The following is a 22,691-nucleotide window of genomic DNA, read 5'->3' as shown; positions in this document are numbered from 1 at the left end:
GGCGGGTGTCAGCAGCCGCAGTCGTCCGAGTCGGTGGGCGCGGTCAGCGGGTCGGCCTCGGGGCGCCGCTCGGTGCCCTGCCAGGTCTCGACCTCGAAGCCCTCGCGGATCCAGTACTCGATGCCGCCGAGCATCTCCTTGACCTGGTAGCCGAGTTCGGCCAGCGCGAGCGCGGAGCGCGTGCCGCCGTTGCAGCCCGGGCCCCAGCAGTACGTCACGACCGGCACGTTCTTGTCGAGGAGCCGCTCGGCCTGCTCGGCGATGAGCGCGGTGGGCAGGTGGATCGCGCCGGGCACGTGCGCCTGGTCCCAGGACGGGGTGGAACGGGAGTCGAGGAGGACGAAGCCAAGCTCGGCACCCTCTTCGCGGTGCGCCTTGAAGGCGGCGGCGACGTCCGACACGTCCGCGTGGAAGGCCAGGCTCGCGGCGAAGTAGGCCGCTGCGGCGGCGGGGGTGGCCGGCGGCACCCGGAGCACGGGGTTGGCGGCGGGGGCGGTGGTGGGGTTCTGCGTCGTCGTCATGCTCAGAAATCTACGATCTGTTGATCATCCGAGGAAGTGGGTTTCCGCGGGCTTTCGCTTGTTCTGCCGGGGATTCACCTGGTACTCCTGGCGCATGACCGCTTATTCCCCTGACGCCACTGACTGGCGCATCCTCGAAGCCCTCCAGCGCGACGGCCGGGCCAGCTTCGCCGACCTCGCCCGCGCCGTCTCGATGTCCGCGAGCGCCGTCACCGAGCGGGTCCGCCGGCTGGAGGAGGCCGGGGTGATCACCGGCTACACGGCGGTGGTCGACCACGAGAAGCTGGGCAAGTCGATCCTGGCCCTGGTCCGGCTGCGCTATCCGCACGGCAACTACAAGCCGTTCCACGATCTGCTGGACGTCACGCCCGACATCCTGGAGGCCCATCACGTCACGGGCGACGACTGCTTCGTCCTCAAGGTCGCGGCCCGGTCGATGCGCCACCTGGAGGAGGTCGCCGGCAGGATCTCCGCACTCGGCCCGGTGACCACGAGCATCGTCTACTCCTCGCCGCTGGCGCGGCGGCCGCTCAGTCCGTGAGACCGGTCAGCCCGCCGCGCCCGGCACGCTCGCGGGAGCGGCCCGGGGAACGGGCACGGTCCCGGTCGCTTCCCGCGCCCCGGTCGTGGTCGCCTTCGCGTCCCCCGTCCCGGTCGCGGCCGGCGCCCCGGTCCGCTGGCGGACCGCAGAGCCGTCCCGCTGCTTGACGACCTCCAACTGCGCCTGGACGCGCGTGCGCAGGTCCGCGACGTGGCTGACGATGCCCACGCTGCGGTCGCGTTCGCGCAGTGAGTCCAGCACGTCGAGGACCTCGTCCAGGGCCTGGTCGTCCAGGCTGCCGAAGCCCTCGTCGATGAACAGGGTGTCCAGCCTCATGCCGCCGGCCTCGTCGGTGACCACGTCCGCCAGGCCCAGCGCCAGGGCCAGTGACGCGAAGAACGTCTCGCCGCCGGACAGCGTGGCCGTGTCGCGGGCCCGTCCGGTCCACGCGTCGAGCACGTGCAGGCCGAGTCCCGACCGGCCGCGGCCGCCCGCCCGTTCGTCGGAGTGCACGAGCGTGTAGCGGCCGCCGGACATCTTCAGCAGCCGGATCGTGGCGGCCGCGGCCACCTGCTCCAGCCGGGCGGCGAGCACGTACGACTCCAGCCGCATCCGGCGTTCGTTGTCGGCGGAGGTGCCCGCCGTGAGGCCGGCGAGGCGGGCCACCCTGTCGTACTCGGCGCGCAGCGGGCCCAGCGAGCGCAGTTCGGCGTCGGCCTGCCGGGACAGCCGGTCCACCTCGGTGCAGCGGACCCGGGCCGCGTCGGCCGCGGAGCCCGCCGTACGCAGGTGTGCGGCGGCGCGGTCCGCGGCGGCCTGCGCGTCTTCGGGGCGGGCGGGCGGCAGTTCGGCCGCGGCGGCGGAATCGGTTTCGGCGCGCCGCTCGGCGAGGGCCGCTTCCTCGGCCTGCCAGGCGTCGGTCCGGCGCTGGTACGCGGCGCGTTCGTGCTCGGGCAGGACGGCGGCGGCCGCCGCGTCGGTGGTGTCGAAGCCCGCCTTGAAGGCGGCGTCGGCCAGCCGGTCGTCGGCCTCCTTGAGCCGCTGGGCCGCGGACTCCGCCTGCCGGGCGGCCGCCCCGGCCTCGGCGACCAGGCGGATGCGGGTCTCCAGGGTGCGGGCGCGCTCGGCGACGCTGGCGGCGTCGCCGCGGACCTGCGCGAGTTCGGTTTCGAGGTCGCGCTGTTCGCGGTCGAGGGCCTCGCGGTGCGAGTGCCGTCCGGCGGAGTGCTGTTCGGCGCGGCGCCGGCTCTCCAGCCGTGCCTCGTACTCGCGTTCCGCCCGGGCCACCGCTTCGCGGGCCGCGTGCAGGGCGCCGGCCGCGGTGTGCGCGGCGGCGTGGTCCTCGGTCAGGCGTGCGGTCAGGGCGAGGAGTTCGGCGGTGGCGGCGCCGCCCGCGGCGGCCGACGCCTCCGCGGCGGCCTCGCGTACGGCGGCGAGCCGGCGTTCGGCGGTGGCGCGCCGGTCGTCGGCCTGTTCGTAGCGGGCGCGGGCGGCGTCCTCGGCGGCCCGGTCCACGTGGCCGGGGGCGGGGCGGGCCGGGTCGGGATGGTGGGCGGAGCCGCACACGGTGCAGGGCTGCCCGACGGTGAGGGCGGCGGCCAGTTCGGCCGCGATCCCGCGCAGCCGGGCCTCCTTGAGCTCCAGCCAGTGCTCGCGGGCGGCGCCGGACTCCTCCCGTACGGCGAGCAGGGCGGCGGCGGCCTCGTCGGCGTCGCGGGTGAGGGTGTCGCGGCGGCGGGCGGCGGTCAGCTGGAGCCGGGCCGGTTCGAGCCGGCCGGCGAGCTGTTCGGCCAGGGTGGCGGCCTGCTGGGCGTGTTCGACGCGGGCCACGAGCGCGGCGCGGTCGGTCTCCCAGCCGGCCAGCCAGGCGGCGCTCTCCTGGAGGTGTTCCTCGGCGGCGCGCGCCTCCCGGTCGAGGGCGGCGCGCTCACGGGTGATCTCGGCGCTGCGGCGCTCGGCGCGGGTGGCGGCGGAGACCGCGCCGAGTTCCTCGCTGAGGCGTTTTTCCAGGTCGGCGAGTTGTTCGGCGCCGGCTTCGGACAGCGGGTGGGGCAGCCGGGCCCGGCAGCGGGCGTCGGCGGCGGCCGCGGCCCGGTGGGCGGTGTCGGCCGCGTGCCGCAGGTCGAGGGCGGGGGCGACGAGGTCGGCGCGGCGGGCCCGGTCGAGCCGGTCCCGCACCCGGTCCCGCTCCGGGGTCTGGGCGGCGAGGGCCTCGGCGCGGCGCCGGGTCTCGGCGTGGCGGTGCTGGAGCCGGTCGAGTTCGCGGGCCTCGGCGAGGGCCCGGGCGGCCTGCTCGTGCCGGTGTTCGGCGGCGGTCAGGGCGAGCCGGGCGACGGTGCGGCGCTCGCGGGCGTCGGAGCGGGCGACGGCCGCCCAGTTGCGCACCTCGTCGGCCAGCCCGGGGTCGCCGGGGGTGAGCGGGGGCAGCGGCCAGGCGCGCAGGTCGGCGCTGTGGCCGGCGGCCTGGGCGAGCCGCTGGGCGGTGCCGAGCACCCGCTCGTCACCGGCCCGCACCTGCTCCTCGGCGGCCCGGCGCTGCTCGGCGAGGCGCTTCTCGACGGCGGCGAACCGGCGGGTGTCGAAGAGCCGGCCGAGCAGCTTGCCGCGGTCCTCGGCGTCGGCGCGCAAGAAGCGGGCGAAGTCGCCCTGCGGGAGGAGGACCACCTGGCAGAACTGCTCGCGGCTCATGCCCAGCAGGTGTTCGATCTCGGTGGCGATCTCCTGGTGGGAGCGGCTGAGGGCCTGCCAGCCGGACTCGGCGGTGTGTTCGCGCAGCCAGGTCTGCGCCTTGTCGCGGGTGGTGCCGGCGCCGCGCTTCTTGGGGCGGGGCTGCTCGGGGCGCCGGGTGAGTTCGAGGCGGCGGCCGCCGACGGTGAGTTCGAGGCGGACCTCGGTGGCGGTGCCCGGGGCCGCGTGGTCGCTGCGCAGGCCGGCGCCGGGGGCCTGGCGGCTGCCGGGCACCGAACCGTAGAGGGCGTAGCAGACGGCGTCGAGGACGGAGGTCTTGCCGGCGCCGGTGGGTCCGTGCAGGAGGAAGATCCCGGCGGCTGCGAGCGCGTCGAAGTCGATGTCCTGGGCGGTGGCGAACGGCCCGAAGGCGGTCACGGTGAGCCGGTGCAGCCTCATCGGTCCGTCTCCCGGAGGGTGTCGTCGGTGCGTACGTCGTCGAAGGCCCGCCGCAGTACGTCCCGCTCGTCGGCGTCGGCCGCGCTGCCGCCGCGGACGTGGACGACGAAGTCCTCGGCGATCTCCTGGTCGGTGCGGCCCTTGAGGCGCTCGGCGTACGAGGCCCCGTGGTCCGCGTCGGCGCCCTGCGGGTCGAACGCCAGGCTGAGGACGTGCGGGAAGCGGGCGGCGAGGCGGGCCATGGGTTCGGCGGGCCGGGCCGGGTCGGTGAGGGTGGCCTCGACCCAGGCCCGTTCGTGGCGGGCGAGCGCGGGATCGGCGAGCAGTCCTTCGAGGGGGCCGCGGATCCGGGCGAGGGGGCGCGGCACGGGGGTGTCGAGGCGCTCCGCGGTCAGTTCGCCGGCCGGGCCGAGCTCGACCAGCCACATGGTCTTGCGGTGGTCGGTCTCGGAGAAGGAGTAGGCGAGGGGGGAGCCCGAGTAGCGGACCCGCTCGCCGATGGTCTGGCAGCCGTGCAGGTGGCCGAGGGCCGCGTAGTCGACTCCGTCGAAGACGGCCGCGGGCACCGCGGCGACACCGCCGACGGTGATGTCGCGTTCGCTGTCGCTGCCCTGCCCGCCGGTGACGAAGGCGTGCGCGAGGACGACGGACCGGGTGCCGGGGGCGCGGCCGGCGAGGTCGGCGCGGACCCGATCCATGGCGGCGCCGAGCACCGCCTCGTGCCCGGCCTGCGCGGCCCCGAACTCGTCCTTGACGAGGGCCGGCTCCAGGTAGGGCAGCCCGTAGCAGGCCACGTCCCCGTGTGCGTCGGACAGCACGACGGGGTCGGCGCAGCCCGCCGGGTCGGTCCTGAGGTGGATGCCGGCCCGGCCGATGAGGCCGGCGCCCACGCCGAGGCGCCGGGCGGAGTCGTGGTTGCCGGAGATCATCACGGTGGGCACGCCGAGGTCGGCGAGCCGATGCAGGGCCCGGTCGAAGAGGTCGACGGCGGGCAGCGGCGGGACCGCCCGGTCGTAGACGTCGCCGGCGACGAGGACGGCGTCCACCTCGTGGGTGCGGACGGTCTCGATCAGGTGGTCGATGAAGGCCGCCTGGGCGTCGAGCAGGTTGACGCGGTGGAAGGAGCGGCCGAGGTGCCAGTCGGAGGTGTGCAGAAACTTCACTCGACCCGCTCCGACCGTCCGCCTGCTCCCAGTGCCACCCCCTAAGCCTGCCAGACCTCAGGGGTCGCTCGTATGCTCGGGCGCATGTCCGTACTCATCCGCACGGCCGGCGCCATCGGGCGCATCACTCTCGACCGCCCGGAGGCGCTCAACGCGCTCACCCACGACATGGTGCGCCGGATCGACGCGGCACTCGACGGGTGGGAGCGGGATCCGGCGGTGACCGCGGTGGTCCTGGACGGGGCCGGGGAGCGGGGGCTGTGCGCGGGCGGCGACATCCGGGCCATCCGCGAGTCCGCGCTCGGCGACCGGTCGCGGGCGCTCGCGTTCTGGCGGGACGAGTACCGGCTCAACGCGCGGATCGCCCGGCTCGGGGTGCCGTGGGTGGCGCTGATGGACGGGATCGTGATGGGCGGCGGGGTGGGCCTGTCGGCGCACGGCCGGGTGCGGATCGTCACGGAACGGTCGCGGGTGGCCATGCCGGAGGTCGGCATCGGCTTCGTGCCGGATGTCGGGGGCACGTACCTGCTCGGCCGGGCCCCGGGCGAGCTGGGCACGCACCTGGCGCTGACCGCCGACGCGATGGGCGCCGCGGACGCGGTGCTGTGCGGTTTCGCCGACCACGTGGTGCCGTCGGAGCGGCTGCCGGAGCTGGTGGCGGCGCTGACGGCGGGCACGCCCGCGCCGGAGGCGGCCGCGGCGCTCGCCGTGCCCGCGGGCGAGGCCGGGCTGTCCCGGCACCGGGACTGGATCGACCACTGCTACGCGGCGGACACGGTGGAGGAGATCGTGGACCGGCTGTCCTCGTACGGGGAGCCGGCGGCGAAGGAGGCCGCCGGGCGGATCCTCGGCCACTCGCCGACCTCGGTGAAGGTGACCCTGGCCGCGCTGCGCCGGGCGAAGGCGCTGGACACATTGGAGGAGGTCCTGGAGCAGGAGTGGCGGGTGTCCTCGGCCGCGCTGGCGGGCCCGGACCTCGCGGAGGGCGTCCGCGCCCAGGTGGTCGACAAGGACCGCAGCCCGCGGTGGTCGCCCGGCACGCTCGCGGAGGTCGGCGAGGCCGCCGTCACCGCCCACTTCGCGCCGGCGGGTCCGCTGTTCTGAGGCTGGGTTCTGAGGCTGGAAAGAGGTCAGGCGTCGCCGTACGCCTCGCCGCCGAGTTCCAGGGCGGCGCTCCCCGCGGTGACGTCGGCGAGCCAGCCTCGGAAGGCGTCGATGTCCGCCTCGGGGAGGCCTATCCCGATCGAGACGGCTTCCCCGTAGCGGACGTCCAGCACGGCCCGCCCGGTGGACCGCAGGTCGTTCTGCATCTTCCCGGCGCGCTGGTGGTCGACGGTGACGGTGGCCAGCCGGTAGCGGTGGCGGGTGAGCGTGCCGAGCGCGTCGAGGGCCTCGCCGACGACGCCCCCGTACGCCCGGATCAGCCCGCCGGCGCCGAGCTTGACCCCGCCGTAGTAGCGGGTGACCACGGCGACGGCGTACCGGATCTCGCGGCGCATCAGCATCTGCAGCATGGGGACCCCGGCGGTGCCGCCCGGCTCGCCGTCGTCGCTGGCCTTCTGGATCGAGGCGTCGGCGCCGACGACGTACGCGAAGCAGTTGTGCGAGGCGGTGGGGTGCTCCTTGCGGATGCGGGCGACGAAGTCCTGGGCCTCCTGCTCGGTCGCCGCGGGGGCGAGCGAGCAGATGAAGCGGGAGCGGTTGATCTCGGACTCGTGCACGCCCTCGCGGGCCACCGTCACGTACTGGTCTGCCTTCACCCGTCCACCCTACGGGGAATCCCGGAGGGCCCCGCCGCGGTTGGGGCCCAGTACGAGCCGGCACCCGGCACGGCGGTCGGCACGGCCGCCGGCACGGGCCGGCAGGGCAGACGGAGGCAGCACGTGTACGGCGACCCGGCAACCATCCGCAAGATCCTCACGGAGCTCGGCGACACCTGGGCCGTGGTCGGCCTGTCGGCCAACCAGGACCGGGCCGCGTACGGGGTGGCCCGTACGCTCCAGCGGTTCGGCAAGCGGATCGTCCCCGTGCACCCGAGCGCGCAGAGCGTGCACGGCGAGCGGGGGTACGCCTCGCTGGCCGAGGTGCCGTTCGAGGTCGACGTGGTCGACGTGTTCGTGAACAGCCGGCTGGCGGGTCCGGTGGCCGACGAGGCGGCGGCCGCCGGGGCCGCGGCGGTCTGGTTCCAGCTCGGCGTGATCGACGAACCTGCCTACCACCGCACCCGCGCGGCCGGCCTGCACATGGTCATGGACCGCTGCCCGGCGATCGAGATCCCCGCCCTCGGCTGACCGGCCCCGCGCCGGCCGTCACCCGGCCTTCGGGACGGACACGGCCATGGTCATCTCCATCGGCTCGGCGCCCTCGTTGTGGTAGCCGTGCGGCACCGCCGCCTCGAAGGCCACCGCGCCCCCGGCCGGCACGGCGTACCGCTCCCCCTCGACGACCAGCGTGAGCTCGCCGGCGGTGACGTGCAGCATTTCGAAGGTGCCGGCGGGGTGCGGGTCCGATTCCGTGCCCTCGCCGGGCGCCAGCCGGTAGCTCCACATCTCCAGCGGGCCGTCGCGGTCGTCGCCGACGAGCATGTGTGACGCGCTGCCCGCCTCCGTGGACCACATCCGCACCTGCTGCTCCGGCAGCATCACCCGCACCTCCGGCCCGCGGTCCATGTCGAGGAGCGTGGTGATGCTGACGCCGAGGGCGTCGGCGAGCTTGACCGCGGTGCCCACGCTGGGGTTCGTGCGGGCCTGCTCGATCTGGATGATCATGCCGCGGCTGACCCCCGAGCGGGCGGCCAGTGCGTCGAGGGTGTACGCCCGTTCCGCACGCCAGCGCTTCAGGTTCCGGGCCAGAGCCTGCGTCAGCTGTTCGAGGTCCGACAACTTTCCGTCCAATATATTAGATGGCAGAGTTCAATGGACTGCACTACCGTGTGGTGTACCGACTCGTTCACTGCACTGTACTGCGAGGTCCTGCCATGACCACGATGTTCGCCCTGGCCACAGCCTTGCTGTGGGGCTTCGCCGACTTCGGCGGCGGACTGCTGACCCGCCGCCTGCCGGGGCTGACCGTCGTCGTGGCCTCGCAGACGCTGGCCGTGCTCGTGCTGGGCGTGATCGTGCTCGCGACCGGCGCCTGGAGCGAGGCCGGGCCGAAGCTGTGGTTCGCGGTGGCCGCCGGACTCGTCGGACCGATCGCCATGCTCGCGTTCTACAAGGCCCTCGCCCTCGGCCCGATGGGCGTGGTCTCGCCGGTCGCCGCGCTCGGCGGCGTCAGCGTGCCGATCGGCGTGGGCCTGGCCCTCGGCGAACGGCCGGGCGCGGGGCAGCTCACGGGCATCGCCATCGCCGTCCTGGGCATCGTGCTGGCGAGCGGGCCGGAGATCGGCGGGGCGACCGTACAGCGGCAGACGCTCGGGCTCACCCTGCTCGCCGCCTTCGGCTTCGGCGCGGTGATGGCCTTCATCGCCGAGGCGGCGACCACCCTGACGGGCCTGTTCCTCGCGCTGTTCGTGCAGCGGGTCACCAATGTGCTCGCGGGCGGCACTGCGCTGTGGGTGTCGGCGCGGCGCGGCAACCCCGTACTCCCCGAGGGCGACGGCCGGGCCGTGCTCCGCGCGGCGCTGCCCGCGCTGGCCTTCGTCGGGCTCGCCGACGTGGCGGCGAACGGCACGTACGCGATCGCCGCGCAGCACGGCCCGGTGACCGTGGCCGCCGTCCTCGCCTCGCTCTACCCGGTGATCACCGCCCTGGCCGCGCGCGGGGTGCTCAAGGAACGCATGCGGGGCATCCAGGCGGCCGGCGCGGGCCTGGCGATGGCCGGCACGGTCCTCCTCGCGGCAGGCTGACGGCCGCCCCGAACCGACCCGGCCGCCTCGCACCCACCCGAACCGGCCCCACTCGCACCTGCCCCACCCGAACCGGCCCGGCTGGGCCCGGCCCGGCCGGCGGACGGTCAGCCGGTGGGCAGGTCGCCCGTACGCTCGGCCTCGGCCAGGGCGACCAGCTGCTCGGGGGTGACGCCGTCGGGGATGGGCACGGGGGCCGGCGTCCGCAGCGGCGGCTGCCAGCCGGTCTCGGGCTCCCAGCGCCGTACGATCCGGGCGGGCGCCCCGGCGACCACCGCGTGGTCGGGGACCTCGCCGCGTACGACCGCTCCGGCGGCCACCACCACGTTCCGCCCCAGCCTGGCGCCCGGCAGGATCACCGCGCCCGTGCCCAGCCAGCAGCCGGGCCCGATCTCGACGGGCGCGCTGCGCGGCCACTGCCGGCCGACCGGCTCGTGCGGGTCGTCGTAGCTGTGGTTGGTGGAGGTGATGTAGACGCCGGGGCCGCAGAAGGTGTCCGAGCCGATGCTGACCCGGGTGTCCGCGATGACGTGGCTGCCGCGGCCGAGGACGACGCCGTCGCCGAGCACCAGCACCGGCTCCTGGCCGAGGTCGAGGCCCGGCATCATGCCGGCCGTCAGGGTGACCTGCTCGGCGATGATGCAGTGGCTGCCGAGGTGGATCCAGCGCTCTCCGAACACGGTGCCCTGGGGGAACGCGAGCCGGGTGCCGTCGCCGATCGCGCCGAACCGCAGCCGACCCGGAGTCTGCGCGGACACCGCCCCCGCCTGCTGCATCCAGCGCCAGCCGGCGTGGACGGCCCGGGAGGCGGCGCGGCGCCGCCAGGCGGCCAGCGATGAGAACGTGTTCTGGTTCTTCGGCACCCGGCCACGGTAGTGCGCGCCGGGTGACGCGTCCGGCCGCACAGCCTGTGATCTTCACCCCATCGTCGGGAGGCGCCGGCGCGTGCCCTACGGTGCTGGGGGCGCGCCACAGAAGCACAAGGAGAGATCATGAGCAGTCAGCCGGAGCGGGGCCTCGTCATGGGTGTCGGCGGGAAGTCGCCGCAGGTCGACGCGGGGGCGTTCACCGCGCCCACGTCCGTGGTGGTGGGTGACGTCTCCCTCGCCGCGGGGGCCAGCGTCTGGTACTCGGCGGTGCTGCGGGCCGACTGCGGGCCGATCACCCTCGGTGCCGACAGCAACGTCCAGGACAACTGCACGATCCACGTGGACCCCGGTTTCCCCGTGTCGATCGGCGAGCGGGTCTCGATCGGCCACAACGCGGTGGTGCACGGCTGCACCGTCGAGGACGACTGCCTGATCGGGATGGGCGCGACCGTGCTCAACGGCGCGGTCATCGGCGCCGGCTCCCTGGTCGCGGCGCAGGCGCTGGTCCCGCAGGGCATGCAGGTCCCGCCGGGCTCGCTGGTCGCGGGCGTCCCCGCGAAGGTGCGCCGGCAGCTGACCGAGGAGGAGCGCGAGGGCATCCGCGTCAACGCCGCCATGTACCGGGAACTGGCCGGGCAGCACCGGGCCGCGGCGGCCGCGCAGGGCTGAGGGGTCAGTCCGAGGTGACGGCCGCCGCCGGCGCGGCTTCGGCCGGGGTGGCGGCGGCTTCGGCCGCCGCCTTCTTGGCGCGGTTCTTCAGGACCAGCATCGAGGTCAGGCCGATCAGCACGGCGAGCACCAGGCCCAGCCACGAGAAGCGCTTGAGCCAGGCCTCCGCGACCACGCCGACGTAGTAGATGACGGCCGTGGTGCCGCCCGCCCAGAGGATGCCGCCGAACACGTTGGCGATGAGGAACTTCCAGTACGGCATCTGCAGGACGCCCGCGAGGGGGCCGGCGAAGATGCGCAGCAGGGCGACGAAGCGGCCGAAGAAGACCGCCCACATGCCCCACTTCTGGAAGGACCGCTCGGCCATGGCGATGTTCTGCTCGCCGAAGTGCTTGGGGAACTTCTTCCCGAGCCGGGCCAGCAGCGGCCGGCCGCCCCTGCGTCCGATCGCGTAGCCGATCGAGTCGCCGATGATCGCTCCGGCGGTCGCGCAGACACCGAGGATCACCGGGTTGATGTCGCCGTGCTGCGAGGCCAGCAGCGCCGAGCTGACGAGGATGATCTCGCCGGGCAGCGGGATGCCCAGGCTCTCCAGGCCGATGACCAGTCCGACCAGGATGTAGATGCTGACCGCCGGTACGGTTTCGAGCCATTCCTGGATGTGCACTGCCGTGGTCCTCCCGAGTCCCCGTGCGCCCGCTGCGGCGCCCGGCGGGCAGCCTACCCGCTCCGCGGCCGTCGTCACCGCCCGCCGGTGGCCCGTACCACCGCCTCGGCCCGCAGCGGGAGATCGCGCGAGGAGCGGCCCACGTACACGGTCCGGCGGCCGGTGCCCAGCACCCAGCCGGGCCGGGCCGGGTCCCACGAGGACAGGGTGCGGGCGTCGATGTCGACGGCGACCCGCCGGGACCGGCCCGGGTCGAGGGTGAGCCGCCGGTAGCCGGCCAGCAGCCGCACCGGCTGGTCGAGGCGCAGGTCGGGCGAGGGCCCGAGGTACACCTGCGCCACTTCGGTGCCGGGCCGCCGCCCGGTGTTCCGTACGGTGAACTCGACGCGCAGGCCGTCCGCCTCCGCGCGCACGGCCGGCTCCCCGTAGCCGAAGGTGGTGTACGAGAGCCCGTGCCCGAAGGGGAAGAGGGGCGCCACCTGCCGTCCGTCGTACCAGCGGTGTCCGACGTGGACGCCTTCGGTGTACTCCTGGCGGCCGCCGACTCCCGGGTAGCGCACCGGGTCCCCGGCGACGGGGTGCAGGTGTTCGGCGGCGGGGAAGGTCTGGGTGAGGCGGCCGCCGGGGTCGCTGTCCCCGAAGAGGACGGCCGCGGTGGCGGCTGCGCCCTCCTGGCCCGGGTAGTACATCTGGAGGACGGCGCCGGTCTTCGCGAGCCAGGGCATGGCGGTGCTGGACGAGGTGTTGAGGACCACGGTGGTGCGGGGGTTGGCCGCGGTGACCGCCTCGATGAGCTGCTGCTGGCTGCCGGGCAGGGCGAGCGTGGTGCGGTCGCGGCCCTCGGTGGCGTCCTCGTACGCGAACAGCACCACGCTGTGGGCGCCCCGGGCCGCGCGGACGGCCGCGGCGAGGTCCTCGGCGCGGCCCGCCCGGCTGGTGTGCCGGAGCCGGAAGCGCTGTCCGGACGCGCCGCCCTCGGCGGTCACCGCGAGCCGGTGGGCGCCGCGCGTGAGCTTGACGGTGGCGCGCCGCACGGTGAGTCCGTCGGGCGCGGCGGCGAGCAGGCCGCCGGCGAAGTACTCGGCCACTCCGGTCCGTACGGGGAAGAGCTCGCGGCCGTCGAGGCGGACCGCGGGCCGCTTGCCGGTGTAGTGGACGATCAGATTCCATTCGTCCTCGGCGGGCAGTGTGAGGGTGCCCTCCCAGGTCCAAGTCCGGCCGGGGGCCACCTGTGCGTCGTCGAGGGCCGCGGCCGGAGCGAGCGCGGCGGCCGGCAGCGGCCGGCCGTACAGGTCCTCTCCCAGGGCGTACCCGACCTCGGCGGACGCGCCGGCGCGGGCCCGCAGGGCGGTCAGCGGGCTGTCCGCGCGGTCGGGCACCACGTGTGCGCTGCCGCCGCCGCTGACGAAGGGGACGCCGCCGGTGGGGCCGATGACGGCGAGGGAGCGGGCGGCGGCCCCGGTGAGGGGGAGGGTGCCGCGCTCGTTGCGCAGCAGGACCGCGCCGGCGACGGCGACCTTGCGGGCGACGGCGGCGCCCGCCGCGGCGTCCCGGGCGGGGCGCGGCGGCGGGGCTCCGTCGAGGAGCCCGAACCGGTCCAGGGTGGCGAGGATCCGGCGCACCGACCGGTCGAGGGTGGCCACGGGGACGGTTCCGGCGGTGACGGCGGCCTTCAGGGCGTCGCCGTAGTGCCGGCCGCCGGGCATCTCCATGTCGAGGCCGGCGCCGATGGCGGCGGCCGTGCTGTGGGTCGCGTCCCAGTCCGACACCACCCACCCGGCGAACCCCCACCGCTTGCGCAGGAGGTCCTCCAGCAGCGGCTTGCTCTCGCACGCGTGGACGCCGTTGACCTTGTTGTACGCGCCCATCACCGAGCCGGCCCCGGCGGCGACGGCGGCCTCGAAGCCGCGCAGCTCGGTCTCGTGCAGGGTCTGTTCACCGGCGACGACGTCGACGGTGGTGCGGCCCTCTTCCTGGTTGTTGAGGGCGTAGTGCTTGACGGTGGCGATCAGCCCCTCCTCCTGGATGCCGCGGATCATCTCGGCGACCAGGTCGGCGGTGAGTTTGGGGTCCTCGGAGAACGTCTCGAAGTTCCGGCCGGCGTACGGGGTGCGGATGAGGTTGACCATGGGCGACAGGAGGACGTCCTGGCCCAGCGCGCGGCCCTCGCGGCCGATGACCCGGCCGTACTCGCGGGCGAGCGCGGGGTCGAAGGCGGAAGCCAGCAGCACGGGTGCGGGCAGGGCGGTGGCGGGCTTGGCCACCCGGACCCCGGCGGGGCCGTCGGCCAGCCGCAGGGGCGGGATGGCGAGGCGGGGCACGCCGGGGACGTACCCGGCCTGGCCGAGGGGGGCGGGGTCGCGGTCGCCGTGCAGCAGCCGGATCTTCTCGTCGAGGGCGAGGCGTTCGATCAGGGCCTCGATCCGGGCTTCGCTGCCGGGCCGGGCGGCGCGGCCCGCCGCGGGGCCCGGCGGCGGGCTCGGGTCGGGGCCGGTGCCGGTGCGCAGCGCGGCGCCGCCGTGCGGGGCCGCGCACCCGGCGGTGACGGCGGCGGCTCCCAGCAGCCGCATCGCGGATCGGCGGGACACGGCCTCGGTCATGGCGGTCACTCCCTGGGTGCGGCGTGCGGTGGGCGCGGCGGCCCGTACGGACCTGCCGCGCGCGGCCACTGTGCGCCGACTTCCCGCCGCGGCGCCCGCCGACTCCCCCACCCGGCGACGGGTTCGCGTCCGGATTCCCCCGGCTGCGCCAATGCCCGGCGGACGCGCAAGAGCCGGAGCCCCGCGCTCGACGGCGGGGCTCCGGCTCTTTTCGGCCGCATCGCGGCGGGCCGGCCGCGGGCGCAGGCCCGTGGCGGCGGGGTGTGACTAGCTGTTGGGGCGCAGGGTCCAGACGACGGTCATCTCGCCGGTGACGGCCTCGTCCTCGCGCTGGATGCTGATCGTGACCGGGAACTCGGGGCGGCCGCCGGCGTCCAGCTCGGCGACGACCTCGGCGGCCGGGCGGCCGAGGGTGGCGGTCGCGGTGACGACGCCCTTGGCGAGCTTCTTGTAGCCGATCTCGGCCTTCACGGCGAGGGGTACGGCGCGCGAGAGCTGGTCGCCGAAGGCGGCGAGGACGATCGCGCCGCTCGCGGACTCGGCCAGGGTGAACATCGCACCGGCGTGCGGGCCGCCGACGTGGTTGTGGTACTCGGCCTGGTCCGGCAGCCGGACGACGGCACGCTCGGGGGTGGTCTCCAGGAACTCCAGCTTCAGGGTCCGGGCCATCGGCACCGTGGCGGCCAGCAGCTCGCCCACGTTCATCTGATCAGCGCTCATGGGGCCCGATGTTACCCACGAGTAGCGCAGCTTGGCCAGACCTGGCCGGGGGCGGCCGTAGCACCGCCGACCCTCCCCCCTTATCGTTACTCGCCATGTGGCCAGAACAGCAGCCGCCCGGGGGCGAGCAGAACGCGCAGAACGGGCAGCCGAACCCGTACCAGCAGCCGGGGCAGCCGAACCCGTACCAGCAGCCGGCTGCACCCCAGCCCGGCGGCTACGGCTATCCCCAGCAGACTCCGCCGCCGCCGGCCGGTTACGGCTACCCGCAGCAGCCGCCCGGCGCGTACGGGTACCCGCAGCAGCCGGCGCCCGAGGGCCAGTTCGGCCAGCCGCAGCAGGTTCCCGACGGCCAGTTCGGCTACCAGCAGCCGCCGACCGCCGAGTCCTGGGCGTACGGGCAGCCGCCCGAGCCGCCGAAGTCCCGCAACACCACCAAGATCGTCGCGATCGGCGCCGCCGTGGCCGTGGTGATCGCCGCCGCCGTCACCGCCGGCGTCGTCATGAACAAGGACGACACGAAGGCCGTGGCGGACGACAAGCCGAGCACCCCGGCCTCCTCCGCGCCCGCGGCCCCGTCCTCCCCCGCCGCGAATCCGCGGGCCGGCGGCGAGGCCCCGCCGCAGATCCCCGGCTGGAAGGTCGTGACCAACCCGAAGTACGGCGTGGCCTTCGACGTCCCTCCGGAGTGGAAGGTCGACAGCCCCACCGTCTCCCGCGGCTTCAGCGACGCCAAGAAGAACGACGGCATGCCCGTGGTCAGCATGTCCGGCACCGCGGTCCTCAAGGAGGAGTGGTGCAGCGTCGACGCGAACAAGGACGGCTACTCCGAGAAGACCAGCCTCGCCGACGCGGGCACCAAGGGCGGCCAGGGCGCCAAGAACACCGCCGAGGCCGCCCGCAACGAGGCCGGCAACTGGGTCTGGGCGGCCTTCGCCCAGGAGGAGCCGAAGGGCACGGTCAAGGTCTCCAAGGCCAAGCCCTACACCAGCACTTCCGGCCTCAAGGGCCACTACGCTTCGGCCACCGCGAACGGCGTGAAGAAGAAGGGCAAGTGCGACACCGACGGCAAGGGGCTGGCCTTCAGCTTCAAGACCGCCAAGGGTGACTTCGCCAGCTTCGTGCTCTTCGCGCCGAACAGCATCAAGGACGAGATCCCCTCGGCCACCTCGAAGAAGATCATGAGCACGGTCCGCCTCGTCAAGTAGCGACCCCGGGGGTGCGCCCCGGCGCTCCGGCGCCGCGTGCGGCCGTCCCCCCGTCCCGGTTTCCCGTCCCCGTCCCGCCCGGACAATCCGTTTGGATTCCCCGGCCGGGGCGGGGATAGTCGCACCGGTGAGTTCTCCTACCGTCCCGCGCCGCCCCGAGTGGGCGGGCCGCAACTACACGCTGCTGACGGCGGCCGCCGTCGTGACCAACCTCGGCAGCCACGGCGCCCTGATCGCGGCGGCCTTCGCGGTGCTCGAAGCGGGCGGCACCGGCGGTGACGTCGGCCTCGTCGCCGCCGCCCGCACCCTGCCGCTGGTCCTGTTCCTGCTGGTCGGCGGCGCCCTCGCGGACCGGCTGCCGCGCCACCGCGTGATGGTCGCGGCCAACGCCCTCAACTGCGTCTCCCAGGCCGCCTTCGCCGTGCTCGTCCTGACCGGACAGCCGCAGCTGTGGCAGATGATGCTGCTCACCGCCCTGTGCGGCACCGGCCAGGCCTTCTTCAACCCGGCCGCCGAGGGCATGCTCCTGTCCACCGTCACCGGCGAACAGGCCGGCCGGGCCTTCGCGTTGTTCCGGCTCGCCATGAACGGGGCGGGCATCGGCGGCGCCGCCCTGGGCGGGGCCATGATCGCCGTGATGGGGCCGGGCTGGGTGCTCGCCGTGGACGCGGCCGCGTTCGCCGTCGCGGGCGCGCTGCGGGCCTTCCTCGACGTGAGCCACGTACCGAAGCGGGTGCCGGGCGGCGGGATGCTCGCCGACCTGCGCGAGGGCTGGCACGAGTTCCGCAGCCGGCCCTGGCTGTGGAGCATCGTGCTCCAGTTCTCCGTGGTGGTGGCCGTGGTCGGCGCGGCCGAGTCCGTCTACGGGCCGCTGGTGGCCCGCGACCACCTGGGCGGCGCGGCCCCCTGGGGGCTCGCCCTCGGCGCGTTCGGGGTCGGCACCATCGGCGGGGCGCTGCTGATGATGCGGTGGAAGCCGAGGCGGCTGCTGCTCGCCGCGACCCTGTGCGTGTTCCCGCTGGCGCTGCCCTCGGCCGCGCTCGCCGTGCCGCTGCCCGCGTGGGGGCTGTGCGCGGTGATGCTCTTCAGCGGGGCCGCCATCGAGGTGTTCGGCGTCTCCTGGATGACGACGATGCACCAGGAGATACCGGAGGAGAAGTTCTCCCGGGTGTCCGCCTACGACTGGTTCGGCTCGGTGTCGATGCTGCCGCTGGCGACCGCGCTGGCCGGCCCGGCCGAGACCGCGTTCGGCCGGACCGAGGCGCTGTGGGGCTGCGCGGGGCTGGTGGTCCTGGTGACGGCGGCGGTGCTGCTGGTCCCGGACGTACGACGGATGACCCGCCGCCCGGCCGTACCCGCGTCCGGTCCCACCACCGCGTCCGGCTCAGCGTCCGGCTCCGCGGCGACTGTCGAGACCACTGCCGACGGCGCCGGGGCCGCCGCGCCCGGGGTCTGCGCCGCCGCGCCCGCGCCCGCGCCATCCGTGCCCGGGGCCAGCGACTCAGCCGATGCTGAAGGCTCCGTCGGGCGGCTGCGGTGACGGCACCGCGTCCGCGTCGCCGACCGGGCGCGCGCCGCCCGTGAACCGGGTCAGGGCGCTGCCGTGCTCGACCCGGGCGGGAAAGGCGTCGGCGGCGCAGCGGCGGGCCAGCGGCGCCACGTCGATCCCGCTGTGCGAGGCGAGCAGGACGGCGTTGCCGAAGCGGCGGCCGCGCAGCACGGACGGCTCCGCGATCAGGGCGAGCTCGGCGAAGACGGTGGCGAAGTTGGCGAGCTGGGAGCGCAGGAAGCCGAACGGGGCGCCGTCGGCGAGGTTCGCCGCGTAGATCCCGCCGGGGCGTACCACCCGGGCCGCCTCCCGCGCGTACTCGACGGAGGTGAGCTGGGCGGGCACCCGCGAGCCGCCGAACACGTCCCCGATGACGACGTCCGCACTGTCCGCGGGCGCGGCCGCCAGCCAGGCCCGGGCGTCGGCCGCGTGCACCGCGATCCCGGCGCCGGCCGGCAGCGGCAGCTTCTCGGCGACCAGGTCGAGCAGTTCCCGGTCGGCGTCGACCACGTGCTGGCGCGACCCGGGCCGGGTGGCCGCGGCGTACCGGGCCAGCGTGAACGCCCCGCCGCCGAGATGGACCAGGTCCAGGGCCTCGCCCGGCCCGTCCACGCAGTCCAGCACATGGCCCAGGCGCCGTACGTACTCGAACTCGAGGTGCTCGGGGTCGTCGAGGTCCACGTACGACTGGGGTGCGCCGTCCACGGTCAGCAGCCAGGCCCGGTCGGAGTCGACATCGGGCATGAGCTTGGCGGTCCCGCCGCCGACTTCCCGCATCACGGGCATCGCTTCGTCCACGTCCCCATTGTCACCGGGCGCGCGGGCGCTCCGGTGCCACCCCGCCCCCGCCGGTCCGCGGCCGTGCCGGGCCGGTCAGCCGGTCCAGACGGCCGCCGCCTCCCGCGCGTGCGCGGCCGCCTGGGCCAGCCCCGCGCGGGCGGCCGGGTCGCGCCGGGCCGGGTCGAGCACGTTGCGGCCGAACGCGGCGCGGGCCGCCCGGTCGGGGGTGATGAGCAGCACGTTCGCCCCGCCCGCGCGCAGCCGGTCCGCCAGGGCGCGGGCCGAGGGGACCACGGCGGTGCCCAGCGCCATGGGCGCCAGGATGACCACGCGGTCGCAGCCGGCGGCCAGGTCGGCGTTGGTCCCGGAGCGCACTCCGCCGTCGATGAAACGCCGCCCGCCTATGGTCACCGGCGGCCACACGCCGGGCACCGCGCAGCTCGCCGAGACCGCGTCCACCAGCCCGGCGCCGTCCTCCCGGCCGAAGGCGCGCAGCTCACCGGTCAGCGCGTCCACGGCGGTGATCAGGAGCCGTCGCGCCGGCCAGTCGTGCGAGACGAGCCGCGCGGCCAGCACCTTGCGGCGCTCCGCCTCGTCGTCGGTGGCCGCGGCCAGCGCGTACCGGCCGACCCTGCGGGCGTACGCGTGCGGATCCCGCTCGCGCAGCATGGAGAGTGCGAAGCGGGCGACGACGCCCGCGCCGAGGCGGGCGACGGCCTCCCCGGTGGCGTCGCCGAGCTGACGTTCGTACAGCTCCGCCGGGGTGAGCCGGCCGGAGGTGAGCTGGGCGCCGACGACGGAGCCCGCGGAGGTGCCCACCACGAGGTCGGCGGTGCTCAGGTCGGTGCCGGCGGCGGCGAGACCGTGCAGGATGCCGGTCTCCCAGCCGATGCCGGTCAGCCCTCCGCCGCCGAGCACCAGCGCCGTACCGCCGCGCCTGCCGCCGATCCCTCTGTCGCCGCCGTCCCCGCTGCCGCCGGTCATCCGCCTACCCCCCGTGTGTGTCCCGTGGTCGTGGTCACGGCAGTCTGCCGCAGCGGGGCCGCCGCCACCGCGCCGGGGTGCGGGACGAGCCGCCGGGACGCGCCTTCCCGTCCCCTCAGAGGTTCTTGAGCGCCTCGCGCCGGGAGAGCGGGGACAGCAGGTCCTGGGCGTCCGTCACGAACGCGCGGACCTCGTCCGGGGCGGTCTTGGCGTACTCGCGCAGGCTCCAACCGATCGCCTTGCGGATGAAGAAGTCCGGATGGTCCGCCCGGCGCAGGCAGTACCCGAAGAGCCGGTCGGCGTCCGTCGCGTCCCGGTAGCGCAGCTGGTGGAGGAGCGCGGTGCGGGCGAGCCAGAGGTCCTCGTCGGCGATCCATTCGTCCATCACCCGGGCGAGCGCGGGATCGGCCGCGACCAGCGGCCCCACCGTGTGGGCGGCCAGCAGGTCGACGGTGTCCCACCAGGGCACGGTGACCAGCAGGTGGCGGACCACCGGCAGCAGACCGGACGAGCACCGCCCGACGTGCCGGCGCAGGTAGTCGACGGCGAAGTACTGGAACTCGCGCTCGGGCAGCTCCCAGCAGCGCAGCGCGAGGGCCGCGCAGTCGCCCTCGGTGGGCGCGGGCGTGTCCGCGAGCACGCCGCGGTCGAGGGCGCGGCGGGCCGGGGTGGCCAGCCCGAGGAAGGGCGCGACGTCCTTCATGTACGCGGCCGCGCTGCGGGCCCGTACGGGGTCCGTGGCCTCCCGGTAGGCGGCGGTGAGCCGGTCCAGGACCAGGTCGGCGAGGGCGCTGGGCGGGACGCTGGGCGTTTCCCGGTCGTTCGGCCGCATGAGGTCCAGATTACGGCGATCACACAACGGGGTCGGCTACTCTCCCCGGATGTCTCTGCTCCTCGCGCCCTGGACCCGGCTGTCGCTGCTCGTCGTGCTGCTCGCTGCCGCGGGCGTGTGCGTGCTGCTGTACGAGCCGCAGCGGATCCTGTCCGAGGGCTGGTCGCCCGCGATGCCGGCCGGTGTGGCGGTGCTGCTGTTCGCGGCGGTGTACGGGCTGTGCACGGCGGCGTTCGTGCCGCGGCCGCTGCTGAACCTGGCGGCCGGCGCCGTGTTCGGCTCGCAGCTCGGGCTGGCGGCCGCCGTGGCGGGCACCGTGCTCGGCGCCGCGATCGCCTTCGGGCTGGGCCGCGGGCTCGGGCAGGAGGCGCTGCGGCCGCTGGTGCGCGGGCGCTGGCTGGAGGCGGCCGACGGGCAGTTGAGCCGGCACGGGTTCCGGTCGATGCTGGCGGTGCGGATCTTCCCCGGGGTGCCGTTCGCCGCGGCCAACTACTGTGCGGCGGTGTCCCGGATGCGGTGGCTGCCGTTCCTGCTGGCGACCGCGCTGGGCACTGTCCCGAACACGGCCGCGTACGTCATCGCGGGCAGCAGCGCCTCCTCCCCGACTTCGCCCGCCTTCCTCGCGTCCTTCGCGTTCATCGCCGTGTCGGGGCTGGTCGCGGGCGTGGTGGCGTGGCGCAAGCGGCACCGGCTGACCGCACGGCCCGCGCCGGCGGTGGGCGCACAGCACCCCCCTGTGGTCAGCGGTGTCACGTACGGGCCCTAGCATCGGACCCGACCTGCCCACGATCACTAAGGACGAGCGCACCCCGACATGAGCTGGTTCGAATCCCTAATCCTCGGTCTCGTCCAAGGGCTCACGGAGTTCCTCCCGATCTCCTCCAGCGCCCATCTGCGGCTGACCGCGGCGTTCGCGGGCTGGCACGACCCCGGTGCGGCCTTCACCGCGATCACCCAGATCGGCACGGAGACGGCCGTTCTCATCTACTTCCGCAAGGACATCGCGCGGATCGTCTCCGCCTGGTTCCGGTCGCTGTTCAACAGCGACATGCGGCGCGACCACGACGCCCAGATGGGATGGCTGGTCATCGTCGGCTCCATCCCGATCGGTGTCCTGGGCGTCACGCTCAAGGACCAGATCGACGGCCCGTTCCGCGACCTGCGGCTGATCGCCACCACCCTCATCGTGATGGGCCTCGTGCTCGGCTTCGCGGACCGGCTGGCGGCGCGCGACGAGACGGGCGGCAAGCACCGGGTGGTGCGCGAGCGCAAGTCGCTGAAGGAGCTGAGCGTCAAGGACGGCCTGATCTTCGGTGTGTGCCAGGCGATGGCCCTGGTCCCCGGCGTCTCCCGGTCCGGCGCGACGATCTCCGGCGGCCTGCTGATGGGCTACACCCGTGAGGCGGCGGCCCGTTACTCCTTCCTCCTCGCCATCCCGGCCGTCCTGGCCTCCGGCGCGTACGAGTTGAAGGACGCGGGCGAAGGCCACGTCTCGTGGGGCCCGACCATCTTCGCGACGTTCGTCGCCTTCTTCGTCGGCTACGCGGTCATCGCGTGGTTCATGAAATTCATTACCACGAAGAGCTTCATGCCGTTCGTGATCTACCGGATCCTGCTCGGCATCCTCCTGTTCGTCCTCGTCGGCACGGGCGTCCTGAGCCCGCACGCCGGCGAGTCGGCCGGCGTGCCGCTGGGCGAAGCCACCCCGTAGCCCCCGTGGCCCCAAGGCCCGTCGAACCTGCGGGGCCCGACCGGGAACGTTCCCGGTCGGGCCCCGCGTCGTTGTCCCTGAAGAGCCGGTCCCGTACGAGGCGGGGCGCGGCGGCGGTACGAGGGCACGGACGAGACGGGGGCATCCCATGAGGCGACGGGTGGTACTGGAGCGGTTTCCGGCGGGCAGCCCGCGCGGGAGCTGGCCGGCGGAGGAGTACGCGGCCGAGCGGCTGCGCGAGGGGGTCGCGGCCGAGGTGGTGATGGACCTGGCCTCGGACGCGTTCCTGGTCGTCGTACGGCAGCGCGAGGCGCATTCCGGCCACTGAGCGCGGAACTCCGGCATCCGGGGCCCGCACGGCCCTTGGCCTGGCGGGCCCGCTGTCCCACACTGACCCGATGACGCAGCGTGTGGATCTCGCGACGGTAATGGACCGGCTGGCTGTGGATGCGGTGATCACCGGGTACGCGGTGGCCGTGGACGACGGGGACTGGGCGGCGTACCGGGCCCTGTTCACCCGGGGAGGGCGCGCCGACTACCGCTCGGCGGGCGGCATCGAGGCACCGGCCGCGGAGGTCGCGGAGTGGCTCGCGGAGACGATGAAGATGTTCCCGGTGCGCCAGCACCTCATCGTCAACCGGCGGATCACCCTGGAGGACCTGGGCGGCTCGCCGGGCGACCGGGCCGAGGTCCTCGCGGACTTCGTCAACCCGATGCGGCTGACGGATCCCGCCGACACCTCCACGGCGCCCAATTTCGCGGCGGGCGGCCGCTACACCTTCGCCCTCGACCGCAGCTACGACGGCTGGCTGCTGCGCCGGGTCACCGTCCACGAGCGGTGGCGGCACTTCACCCCCGCGGGCCCGACGACCGCCCACGGCTGACCGGACGGGCCCACACTGTA

The 22,691-nt window shown here is 74.9% G+C and carries 23 protein-coding genes; 11 read left to right on the top strand and 12 right to left on the bottom strand.

Annotated features, from left to right (window positions below; genetic code table 11):
- Positions 1-8: 8 nt before the first annotated feature.
- Positions 9-521, bottom strand: a complete 513-nt coding sequence (locus OG764_RS31155) for a rhodanese-like domain-containing protein (RefSeq protein ID WP_328971653.1) — start codon at positions 519-521, stop codon at positions 9-11.
- Between the two features lie 94 nt (positions 522-615).
- Between OG764_RS31155 and OG764_RS31150 the strand changes: the two genes are divergently transcribed.
- Complete coding sequence (locus OG764_RS31150) at positions 616-1,062, top strand: Lrp/AsnC family transcriptional regulator (protein ID WP_328971652.1); 447 nt, start codon at positions 616-618, stop codon at positions 1,060-1,062.
- Positions 1,063-1,068: 6 nt separating this feature from the next.
- On the opposite strand, the gene OG764_RS31145 is transcribed toward OG764_RS31150, so the two are convergent.
- Both OG764_RS31145 and OG764_RS31140 read right to left on the bottom strand, forming a co-directional pair.
- A complete protein-coding gene (locus OG764_RS31145; protein WP_328971651.1) occupies positions 1,069-4,188 on the bottom strand; it encodes an SMC family ATPase in 3,120 nt (1,039 codons plus the stop codon).
- Entirely contained in the window at positions 4,185-5,351 is a 1,167-nt protein-coding gene (locus OG764_RS31140; RefSeq protein WP_328971650.1) for an exonuclease SbcCD subunit D, read from the bottom strand. The genes OG764_RS31145 and OG764_RS31140 overlap by 4 nt, the downstream gene beginning before the upstream one ends.
- Before the next feature lie 72 nt (positions 5,352-5,423).
- On the opposite strand from OG764_RS31140, the gene OG764_RS31135 reads away from it, so the two are divergent.
- Positions 5,424-6,455 (top strand): enoyl-CoA hydratase/isomerase family protein, encoded by a 1,032-nt coding sequence (locus OG764_RS31135; protein ID WP_443056097.1) that lies wholly within the window; start codon positions 5,424-5,426, stop codon positions 6,453-6,455.
- A 26-nt stretch (positions 6,456-6,481) separates the two neighbouring features.
- Here OG764_RS31135 and OG764_RS31130 read toward each other — a convergent pair whose 3' ends face one another.
- Positions 6,482-7,111: a YigZ family protein gene (locus OG764_RS31130; RefSeq protein WP_328971648.1), complete on the bottom strand. Its 630-nt coding sequence runs from the start codon at positions 7,109-7,111 to the stop codon at positions 6,482-6,484.
- Between the two features lie 123 nt (positions 7,112-7,234).
- Here OG764_RS31130 and OG764_RS31125 point away from each other — a divergent pair, with 123 nt between their 5' ends.
- Positions 7,235-7,642, top strand: a complete 408-nt coding sequence (locus OG764_RS31125; RefSeq protein WP_328971647.1) for a CoA-binding protein — start codon at positions 7,235-7,237, stop codon at positions 7,640-7,642.
- Positions 7,643-7,660: 18 nt separating this feature from the next.
- Here the strand turns inward: OG764_RS31125 and OG764_RS31120 are convergent, their stop codons facing one another.
- Positions 7,661-8,233 carry a helix-turn-helix domain-containing protein gene (locus OG764_RS31120; RefSeq protein ID WP_328971646.1) on the bottom strand — a complete coding sequence of 191 codons (573 nt, stop codon included), beginning with the start codon at positions 8,231-8,233 and terminating at the stop codon, positions 7,661-7,663.
- Positions 8,234-8,328: 95 nt separating this feature from the next.
- Between OG764_RS31120 and OG764_RS31115 the strand changes: the two genes are divergently transcribed.
- Positions 8,329-9,198 (top strand): DMT family transporter, encoded by an 870-nt coding sequence (locus OG764_RS31115; RefSeq protein WP_328971645.1) that lies wholly within the window; start codon positions 8,329-8,331, stop codon positions 9,196-9,198.
- A 107-nt stretch (positions 9,199-9,305) separates the two neighbouring features.
- Here OG764_RS31115 and OG764_RS31110 read toward each other — a convergent pair whose 3' ends face one another.
- Positions 9,306-10,061 (bottom strand): acyltransferase, encoded by a 756-nt coding sequence (locus OG764_RS31110; RefSeq protein WP_328971644.1) that lies wholly within the window; start codon positions 10,059-10,061, stop codon positions 9,306-9,308.
- Between the two features lie 129 nt (positions 10,062-10,190).
- Here OG764_RS31110 and OG764_RS31105 point away from each other — a divergent pair, with 129 nt between their 5' ends.
- Positions 10,191-10,736 (top strand): gamma carbonic anhydrase family protein, encoded by a 546-nt coding sequence (locus tag OG764_RS31105; protein ID WP_328971643.1) that lies wholly within the window; start codon positions 10,191-10,193, stop codon positions 10,734-10,736.
- 4 nt (positions 10,737-10,740) lie between these two features.
- On the opposite strand, the gene OG764_RS31100 is transcribed toward OG764_RS31105, so the two are convergent.
- The 3 genes from OG764_RS31100 to OG764_RS31090 form a co-directional block, all read right to left on the bottom strand.
- Complete coding sequence (locus OG764_RS31100; protein ID WP_328971642.1) at positions 10,741-11,403, bottom strand: DedA family protein; 663 nt, start codon at positions 11,401-11,403, stop codon at positions 10,741-10,743.
- A 74-nt stretch (positions 11,404-11,477) separates the two neighbouring features.
- Complete coding sequence (locus OG764_RS31095) at positions 11,478-14,003, bottom strand: beta-glucosidase family protein (RefSeq protein WP_328971641.1); 2,526 nt, start codon at positions 14,001-14,003, stop codon at positions 11,478-11,480.
- 267 nt (positions 14,004-14,270) lie between these two features.
- Positions 14,271-14,723 carry a DUF4442 domain-containing protein gene (locus OG764_RS31090; protein WP_328971640.1) on the bottom strand — a complete coding sequence of 151 codons (453 nt, stop codon included), beginning with the start codon at positions 14,721-14,723 and terminating at the stop codon, positions 14,271-14,273.
- 95 nt (positions 14,724-14,818) lie between these two features.
- On the opposite strand from OG764_RS31090, the gene OG764_RS31085 reads away from it, so the two are divergent.
- Positions 14,819-15,931: a hypothetical protein gene (locus OG764_RS31085; protein WP_328971639.1), complete on the top strand. Its 1,113-nt coding sequence runs from the start codon at positions 14,819-14,821 to the stop codon at positions 15,929-15,931.
- 127 nt (positions 15,932-16,058) lie between these two features.
- Entirely contained in the window at positions 16,059-17,471 is a 1,413-nt protein-coding gene (locus OG764_RS31080) for an MFS transporter (RefSeq protein WP_328971638.1), read from the top strand.
- On the opposite strand, the gene OG764_RS31075 is transcribed toward OG764_RS31080, so the two are convergent.
- The 3 genes from OG764_RS31075 to OG764_RS31065 all read right to left on the bottom strand — a co-directional run bounded on the left by OG764_RS31075 (position 17,433) and on the right by OG764_RS31065 (position 20,076).
- A complete protein-coding gene (locus OG764_RS31075; protein WP_328971637.1) occupies positions 17,433-18,278 on the bottom strand; it encodes a spermidine synthase in 846 nt (281 codons plus the stop codon). The two genes, OG764_RS31080 and OG764_RS31075, sit on opposite strands and share 39 nt — an antisense overlap.
- A gap of 75 nt (positions 18,279-18,353) precedes the next feature.
- Entirely contained in the window at positions 18,354-19,244 is an 891-nt protein-coding gene (locus tag OG764_RS31070; RefSeq protein WP_328971636.1) for a patatin-like phospholipase family protein, read from the bottom strand.
- Between the two features lie 115 nt (positions 19,245-19,359).
- Positions 19,360-20,076, bottom strand: a complete 717-nt coding sequence (locus tag OG764_RS31065) for a DNA alkylation repair protein (RefSeq protein ID WP_328971635.1) — start codon at positions 20,074-20,076, stop codon at positions 19,360-19,362.
- Positions 20,077-20,125: 49 nt separating this feature from the next.
- On the opposite strand from OG764_RS31065, the gene OG764_RS31060 reads away from it, so the two are divergent.
- The 4 genes from OG764_RS31060 (at position 20,126) to OG764_RS31045 (ending at position 22,671) form a co-directional block, all read left to right on the top strand.
- Positions 20,126-20,842 (top strand): TVP38/TMEM64 family protein, encoded by a 717-nt coding sequence (locus OG764_RS31060; RefSeq protein WP_328971634.1) that lies wholly within the window; start codon positions 20,126-20,128, stop codon positions 20,840-20,842.
- A 48-nt stretch (positions 20,843-20,890) separates the two neighbouring features.
- Positions 20,891-21,787 (top strand): undecaprenyl-diphosphate phosphatase, encoded by an 897-nt coding sequence (locus tag OG764_RS31055; protein WP_328971633.1) that lies wholly within the window; start codon positions 20,891-20,893, stop codon positions 21,785-21,787.
- A gap of 148 nt (positions 21,788-21,935) precedes the next feature.
- Positions 21,936-22,115, top strand: coding sequence for a hypothetical protein (locus OG764_RS31050; RefSeq protein WP_328971632.1), 180 nt, complete (start codon positions 21,936-21,938; stop codon positions 22,113-22,115).
- Positions 22,116-22,185: 70 nt separating this feature from the next.
- Complete coding sequence (locus tag OG764_RS31045; RefSeq protein ID WP_328971631.1) at positions 22,186-22,671, top strand: nuclear transport factor 2 family protein; 486 nt, start codon at positions 22,186-22,188, stop codon at positions 22,669-22,671.
- Positions 22,672-22,691 lie beyond the last annotated feature (20 nt).

This window comes from Streptomyces sp. NBC_00239, from assembly GCF_036194065.1.
GTDB lineage: Bacteria > Actinomycetota > Actinomycetes > Streptomycetales > Streptomycetaceae > Streptomyces.
This window is presented reverse-complemented; position numbering and strand designations above follow the sequence as displayed.

Bases quoted from the DNA above. Each gene is read 5' to 3' on its own strand.
- OG764_RS31155 (WP_328971653.1), bottom strand. From the start codon at position 521: ATGACGACGACGCAGAACCCCACCACCGCCCCCGCCGCCAACCCCGTG.
- OG764_RS31150 (WP_328971652.1), top strand. From the start codon at position 616: ATGACCGCTTATTCCCCTGACGCCACTGACTGGCGCATCCTCGAAGCC.
- OG764_RS31145 (WP_328971651.1), bottom strand. From the start codon at position 4,188: ATGAGGCTGCACCGGCTCACCGTGACCGCCTTCGGGCCGTTCGCCACC.
- OG764_RS31135 (WP_443056097.1), top strand. From the start codon at position 5,424: ATGCTCGGGCGCATGTCCGTACTCATCCGCACGGCCGGCGCCATCGGG.
- OG764_RS31115 (WP_328971645.1), top strand. From the start codon at position 8,329: ATGACCACGATGTTCGCCCTGGCCACAGCCTTGCTGTGGGGCTTCGCC.
- OG764_RS31105 (WP_328971643.1), top strand. From the start codon at position 10,191: ATGAGCAGTCAGCCGGAGCGGGGCCTCGTCATGGGTGTCGGCGGGAAG.
- OG764_RS31095 (WP_328971641.1), bottom strand. From the start codon at position 14,003: ATGACCGAGGCCGTGTCCCGCCGATCCGCGATGCGGCTGCTGGGAGCC.
- OG764_RS31090 (WP_328971640.1), bottom strand. From the start codon at position 14,723: ATGAGCGCTGATCAGATGAACGTGGGCGAGCTGCTGGCCGCCACGGTG.
- OG764_RS31085 (WP_328971639.1), top strand. From the start codon at position 14,819: ATGTGGCCAGAACAGCAGCCGCCCGGGGGCGAGCAGAACGCGCAGAAC.
- OG764_RS31070 (WP_328971636.1), bottom strand. From the start codon at position 19,244: ATGACCGGCGGCAGCGGGGACGGCGGCGACAGAGGGATCGGCGGCAGG.
- OG764_RS31065 (WP_328971635.1), bottom strand. From the start codon at position 20,076: ATGCGGCCGAACGACCGGGAAACGCCCAGCGTCCCGCCCAGCGCCCTC.
- OG764_RS31060 (WP_328971634.1), top strand. From the start codon at position 20,126: ATGTCTCTGCTCCTCGCGCCCTGGACCCGGCTGTCGCTGCTCGTCGTG.
- OG764_RS31055 (WP_328971633.1), top strand. From the start codon at position 20,891: ATGAGCTGGTTCGAATCCCTAATCCTCGGTCTCGTCCAAGGGCTCACG.
- OG764_RS31050 (WP_328971632.1), top strand. From the start codon at position 21,936: ATGAGGCGACGGGTGGTACTGGAGCGGTTTCCGGCGGGCAGCCCGCGC.
- OG764_RS31045 (WP_328971631.1), top strand. From the start codon at position 22,186: ATGACGCAGCGTGTGGATCTCGCGACGGTAATGGACCGGCTGGCTGTG.